The organism is Propionivibrio sp. (genome assembly GCF_017995515.1).
Lineage (GTDB): Bacteria > Pseudomonadota > Gammaproteobacteria > Burkholderiales > Rhodocyclaceae > Propionivibrio.
The window spans coordinates 1-6,357 of record NZ_JAGOIT010000144.1; the positions used below are offsets into that span (position 1 = coordinate 1).

The following is a 6,357-nucleotide window of genomic DNA, read 5'->3' on the forward strand; positions in this document are numbered from 1 at the left end:
CAACGTCCCTGGCTGCGCCACGACAACTGGCCGGCCGACCACTTCCCGCTGCGTCGCGACACGCCGGACAAGCGCTTCGAGGCGAAGAACGAGGACTACGCCTTCGTCCGCGTCGAAGGCAACGGCGTGCACGAGATCCCGGTCGGCCCGATCCACGCCGGCATCATCGAACCGGGACATTTCCGTTTTTCCGTGATGGGCGAAAGCGTCCTGCGCCTGGAAGAGCGACTCGGCTGGAAGCACAAGGGCATCGAGCGACGCTTCGTCGGCATGGGGCTGGCCGAAGGCGCGAAACTCGCCGGCCGCGTCTCCGGCGACTCGACGGTCGCCTACGCCTGGGCCTACGCGCAGGCGGCCGAGGCGATCAGCGGCACGATGCCGCCGGCGCGGGCCTTGCGGCTGCGCGCGCTGCTGCTCGAACGCGAGCGCGTTGCCAACCATCTCGGCGACCTCGGTTATCTCGGTAACGACGTCGCGCTGTCCTTCGGTCTGATGCAGTTCATGCGCCTCAAGGAAGACTGGATTCGCCTCAACGCCAGGCTGTTCGGCCATCGCCTGCTGATGGACCGCATCGTTCCCGGCGGCGTCGCCGTCGACCTTGATGATGCGGGACGCGGCGAAATCCTTGACCAATGTGATGTGATCGGCCGCGAAGTGCGGCAGCTCAAGGCCATTTACGACGAGCACGCCGGACTCCAGGACCGCTTCCTGACGACCGGGCGCGTCACGCCGCAGCTCGCCAAGCGGCTCGGCGTCATCGGCCTCGCCGGTCGCGCCAGCGCGCAGTGGTGGGACTTGCGCTACAACCATCCGTGTGAACCCTACGACGAACTCAAGCCGCGCATCGTCACCGAACGCAACGGCGACGTCGCGGCGCGGGCGCTGGTGCGCTTCGGCGAGATCCAGGAATCGATCCGCCTGATCCACAAGCTGCTTGCCGACCTGCCGCAGGGCGCGCTGCGCAAGGACGTACGCAGCGAGGCGGATCGCGAGGGCTTCGGCTGGATCGAAGGCTGGCGCGGCGACGTTTTCGTCGCTCTGGAGACAGGCGCTGACGGCAAGATTCGCCGTTGCCATTGCCACGATCCGTCCTGGCAGAACTGGCCGGCGCTCGAACACGCGGCGATCGACAACATCGTCCCCGACTTCCCGCTGATCAACAAGTCGTTCAACCTTTCCTACGCCGGACCGGACCTCTAGGGCGCCCACCATGTTCCCCATGCTCCGCAAAATCCTGCGCACCGGCATCGTCAGCGAAGCCGCACCGGAAGCCGACGAGGCGCTGCGCGTCACCGCGCAAAAGTTGTCAGCGGCGATGCAGAAGGAGATCGGGCGCGCACTCGTCATTCGCCACATCGACGCCGGTTCATGCAACGGCTGCGAACTCGAGATCCACGCGCTGAACAACCCGTACTACAACCTCGAGGCGCTCGGCATCAAGTTCGCCGCCAGCCCGCGCCACACCGACCTGCTGCTGGTGACCGGCCCGGTGGCGAAGAACATGGAGACGGCGGTGAAGCGCGCCTACGACGCGACGCCGGAACCGAAGCTCGTCGTCGCCGTCGGCGACTGCGGCTGCACGGGCGGTATCTTCGGCGAGAGCTATGCGTCCTGCGGACGAGTCTCCAACGTCATTCCGGTCGATGTCGCCGTTCCCGGCTGCCCCCCGACGCCGCTGCAGCTGATGCAAGGCATCCTTGCCGCGATCGCGCCCGGCAAGTCTGCCGATGGCGAACAGGAGTGAGCGCGCCGTGCCACCGCCGGACCTGACCCGCCGACTCCTGATCGACGGCCGCGTGCAAGGCGTCGGTTTTCGCTGGGCGCTCAGCGCCGAGGCGACGGCGCTCGGCCTAAAGGGCTGGGTACGCAACCGCCGCAACGGATCCGTCGAAGCCTTGATCCACGGCGCGCCCGACGCCGTCGACGCACTCACTGTCTGGGCCTGGCACGGCCCGAGTTCGGCGCGCGTCGATCGCGTACTCAGTAACGACGAGCCGGGTGCAGCAGCCGAGTTCGCGGAAATGACAGGCGGCTTCCGTCAACGCCCGACGTTCTGAAATCGCGGGAACTGCCGGCCTTCGGCGCTGACCAAGGAACACTCGCCTAGCGACATAGTGTGTCATTCCATCCGCAGTTTCCCACCCATCAAGGAGAAGAACCATGGCTGTTCTAGTTGGCAAGCAGGCCCCCGATTTCACCGCAACCGCCGTCATGGGCAACAACGAAATCCGCGACTTCACGCTGTCCGCGGAAACCAAGGGCAAGTACACGGTCATCTTCTTTTACCCGCTCGACTTCACCTTCGTCTGTCCGTCCGAGCTGATCGCCTTCGATCACCGCCTGGACGAGTTCAAGCAGCGCGGCGTCGAGGTCATCGGCGTCTCGATCGACTCGCAATTCACCCACCTCGCGTGGAAAAACACGCCGGTCAACAACGGTGGCATCGGCCAGGTGCAGTACCCCCTGATCGCCGACGTGAAGCACGAGATCTGCCGCGCGTATGACGTCGAGTTCGGTGCCGCCGGCGTCGCCTTCCGAGGCTCGTTCCTGATCGACCAGCAGGGCGTCGTCCGCCATCAGGTGGTCAATGACCTGCCGCTCGGCCGCAACGTCGACGAAATGCTGCGCATGGTCGACGCGCTGCAATTCACCGAGCAGCACGGCGAAGTCTGTCCGGCCGGCTGGAACAAGGGCAAGGCCGGCATGAAGGCGTCGACGGCCGGCGTCGCCGAGTATCTGGCCGCACACTCGAAGGACCTGTAAGCGGCTAGCGGGTGATCCCCGGTGATGTGTCGCGACCGGGGGTTGGCCGCCCTCAGTTGTACTCGATGCTGACGTTCTCGCTGCTCAGCCAGTCGGCGAGCGACAGCAGCAAGTCGTCTTCCAGGCGAACGCGGCTCGCGTCGCCCAGGTTCAGTTCGCAGACGGCTTCCTTGTTCCGATACGTCAGCCGCACCGGGCAGTTGCCCGGCATGTAGGGCGCCAGAATCGACTGCAGGCGCAACGCGGCGCCTTGGGCATTGGCGCCACTCGCCTGACCGTTGAGCGACAGGCGCAAGTGCCGCGCAAACCGGCCGCGCGCATCGGCCAGCGTCAGCAGGCGCTCGGCGACGACACGAATCTTGCCTTCACCGGCAAAGTCGTCCTTCTGCACCTTGCCTTCGACGATCAGGACTTCGTCTTCCCTGATCTTGTCGCGCTCGGCTTCGAAGGTTTCGTTGAACACCGAGACTTCGAGCTGGCTCGTTCCATCGTCGAGCTGGACGAACGCCATCTTGCCGCGCGACGTGATCTTGGTGCGCAAGGCGACGACCAGACCGGCGAGCAGTTGCGGCTCCTTGCGCGGCTCGAGCGAGGCGAGCGGGCGGCGCACGAAGCGCGAGACCTCGCGCTTGGCCTCGAAGAACGGGTGCCCGGAGAAGAAGAAGCCGAGCGCGATTTTCTCCTCGGTCAGCTTCTGCCGCTCGGTCCAGCGCGGCACTTCGCAGTACTGCGGACCGTGCTCGGCCTGCGTCGTGCTGTCGAAGACGTCGAACAAGCTGACCTGCATGGCGTTGCGCTCGGCCTGCTCGGCCGCTTCCATGGCGATACCGACCGAGGCGATCAGGCGCGCCCGGTGATCGTCGAGCACGTCGAAGGCGCCGGCGCGAATCAGCGCTTCGATCGTGCGCCGGTTGACCATGCGCTTGTCGACGCGCAGGCAGAAGTCGAAAAGATCCTTGAACGGTCCGCCTTCGGCGCGTGCCTTGAGGATCACGTTGACCGCCTGCTCGCCCGTCCCCTTCACCGCACCGAGTCCATAGCGGATCGTCGAGCGGTCGACCGGCGCGAAGCGGTACTCGGAGGCGTTCACATCCGGTCCGAGCACCTTCAGCTTGTTGAACAGCGCGTCGTCGTAGAAGATCTTGACCGTATCGGTGTTGTCCATGTCGGACGACAGCGTCGCCGCCATGAACGCCGCGCAATGGTGCGCCTTGAGCCAGGCGGTATGGTAGGTCACCACCGCGTAGGCGGCCGTGTGCGACTTGTTGAAGCCGTACTCGGCGAACTTCGTCATCAGGTCGAAGAGCTGCTCGGCGAGCGCCGGGTCGTAGCCCTTCTTGGCCGCACCTTCGGCGATCGTCGCCCGGTGCTTGGCCATCTCGTCGGCCTTCTTCTTGCCCATCGCGCGCCGCAACATATCGGCGCCACCGAGCGTGTAGCCGCCGATAATCTGCGAGATCTGCATCACCTGTTCCTGATACACGATGACGCCGTAGGTCGGCGACAGGCACGCGGTCAGGTCGGGGTGGAAGTAGTCGATCTTCTGCTGGCCTTTCTTGCGCAGGATGAAGTCGTCGACCATGCCCGAGCCGAGCGGGCCTGGGCGGTAGAGCGCGAGAACGGCGATGATGTCTTCGAAACGGTCGGGCGCCAGCTTTTTGAGCAGCTTCTTCATGCCCTCCGATTCGACCTGGAAGATCGCCGTCGTGTTGGCGTCCTTGAGGATCTGGTAGGCCTTGGGGTCGTCGAAGGTCAGCGCGTCGAGGTCGGGTCGGACGCCGGTCAGGCGCTCGACGTAGTCGACAGCGAGCCGGATGATCGTGAGATTGCGTAGGCCGAGGAAGTCGAACTTCACCAAGCCGACCTTCTCCACGTCGTCCTTGTCGTACTGCGAGACGACCGACCCGCCACCGTCGGCCGAGTAGAGCGGGCAGAAGTCGGTGAGCTTGCCGGGGGCAATCAACACGCCGCCGGCGTGCATGCCGACGTTGCGCGTCATGTCTTCCAGGCGGCCGGCCAGGTCGAACAGATCCCTGACTTCTTCTTCCGTCTCAAGCTTGGCCTTGAGCTGCGGTTCGGCCTCGATCGCCTTGGCCAGCGACAAGGGCTTGTTCTGCTCGACCGGGATGAGCTTGGAGAGCTGGTCGCAGAAGTTGTACGGCAGGTCGAGCACGCGCCCGACGTCGCGGATGACCGCCTTCGACGACATGGTGCCGAAGGTGGCGATCTGCGACACGGCGTCCTTGCCGTACTTTTCGCGCACGTATTCGATGACGCGCCAGCGGTTGTCCTGGCAGAAGTCGATGTCGAAGTCGGGCATCGACACCCGCTCGGGATTGAGGAAGCGCTCGAAGAGCAGCGCGTAGCGAAGCGGATCGAGGTCGGTGATGCCCAGCGAGTAGGCGACCAGCGAGCCGGCGCCCGACCCCCGGCCAGGGCCGACCGGCACGCCGTTGTTCTTCGCCCAGTTGATGAAGTCCGCGACGATCAGGAAGTAGCCAGGGAAGCCCATCTGCACGATCGTGTCGGTCTCGATCTTCAGGCGCGCGTCGTAAGCCGGACGTTTGTCAGCACGTTCCTTTTCGTCCGGATAGAGTTGCGCCAGGCGTTTCTCCAGCCCACTTGCGGCCAGCTGGCAGAGAAACTCGTCGATCGTCACGCCCGGCGGAGTCGGGAAGTCCGGGAGGTAGTTCTTGCCCAGCGTGATCGAGAGGCTGCAGCGCTTGGCGATCTCCACCGAGTTCTCGAGCGCCTCGGGCAGGTCGGAGAACAGCTCGACCATCTCGTCCACCGACTTGAAGTACTGCTCCTCGGTGTACAAACGAGGGCGGCGACGGTCGCCGAGCATGTAGCCTTCGGCGATGCAGACACGCGCCTCGTGCGCCTTGAAGTCGTCTCGCTCCATGAACTGGATCGGATGCGTAGCGACCAGCGGCAGGCCGAGTTCTTCGGCGAGGTCGGCGGTCGCCTCAATCAGCGTTTCCTGCTGCGCATGACCACGCGGGTGCACGCGCTGGACCTCAAGATAAAACGCCCCCGGAAACAGCCCCTCCCAAACGCGCGCCCGGTTGGCGGCCTGGTCAACATTCCCGACCTGCAACGATTCGCCGACGTCGCCCAACCCGGCGCCCGAAAGCGCAATCAAGCCATCGCGTTCCACCTCGCGCAGCATCTGGCGCGAGATCTCGGCACGTCCGCGCGTACGCGGCGCCAGATACGAGCGCGTGATGATCTCGCACAACTGGAGGTAACCTCTATGGTTGCGGCAAAGCAACAGCAAGCGGTAAGGCCGATCAGGGTCCGCCTTGTTCGTGACGAAGACATCACAACCAAAAACCGGCTTGACCCCCTTCCCGCGCGCCGCCTGATAGAACTTTACCAAGCCGAAAAGATTCGAGAGATCGGTCAACGCGACCGCCGGCATGCCGTATTCGAGTGCACGCAATACGGGCGGACAATCATGGTTCTTGCCGACATCCAGACGAACGGCGCCGTCTGTGACCGAGAATTCGCTGTGCAAGCGGAGATGGACGAAGCGGGAATCAAGCATCCCGCAATTTTACTCCGAGCAACGCACCTCCCCGAAGCGAACAC

At 64.6% G+C, this 6,357-nt stretch carries 5 protein-coding genes; 4 read left to right on the top strand and 1 reads right to left on the bottom strand.

The genetic code is table 11. The features are described 5' to 3' along the window. The 4 genes from KBA32_RS15960 to KBA32_RS15975 form a co-directional block, all read left to right on the top strand. The coding region (locus KBA32_RS15960) for a Ni,Fe-hydrogenase III large subunit (protein ID WP_294361103.1) at nucleotides 1–1,200 on the top strand (1,200 nt) is incomplete at its 5' end. 10 nt (nucleotides 1,201–1,210) lie between these two features. Beyond that, a complete protein-coding gene (locus KBA32_RS15965; RefSeq protein WP_294361121.1) occupies nucleotides 1,211–1,744 on the top strand; it encodes an NADH-quinone oxidoreductase subunit B family protein in 534 nt (177 codons plus the stop codon). Between the two features lie 7 nt (nucleotides 1,745–1,751). After that, complete coding sequence (locus KBA32_RS15970; protein WP_294361123.1) at nucleotides 1,752–2,057, top strand: acylphosphatase; 306 nt, start codon at nucleotides 1,752–1,754, stop codon at nucleotides 2,055–2,057. 103 nt (nucleotides 2,058–2,160) lie between these two features. Then, nucleotides 2,161–2,763 (top strand): peroxiredoxin, encoded by a 603-nt coding sequence (locus KBA32_RS15975; RefSeq protein ID WP_294361126.1) that lies wholly within the window; start codon nucleotides 2,161–2,163, stop codon nucleotides 2,761–2,763. Between the two features lie 52 nt (nucleotides 2,764–2,815). Here the strand turns inward: KBA32_RS15975 and dnaE are convergent, their stop codons facing one another. Continuing rightward, entirely contained in the window at nucleotides 2,816–6,313 is a 3,498-nt protein-coding gene (gene dnaE / locus KBA32_RS15980; RefSeq protein ID WP_294361128.1) for a DNA polymerase III subunit alpha, read from the bottom strand. Nucleotides 6,314–6,357 lie beyond the last annotated feature (44 nt).

What these genes read in the sequence shown, in the direction of transcription:
- KBA32_RS15965 (WP_294361121.1), top strand. Translation starts at nt 1,211, where the DNA reads ATGTTCCCCATGCTCCGCAAAATCCTGCGCACCGGCATCGTCAGCGAA.
- KBA32_RS15975 (WP_294361126.1), top strand. Translation starts at nt 2,161, where the DNA reads ATGGCTGTTCTAGTTGGCAAGCAGGCCCCCGATTTCACCGCAACCGCC.
- dnaE (WP_294361128.1), bottom strand. Translation starts at nt 6,313, where the DNA reads ATGCTTGATTCCCGCTTCGTCCATCTCCGCTTGCACAGCGAATTCTCG.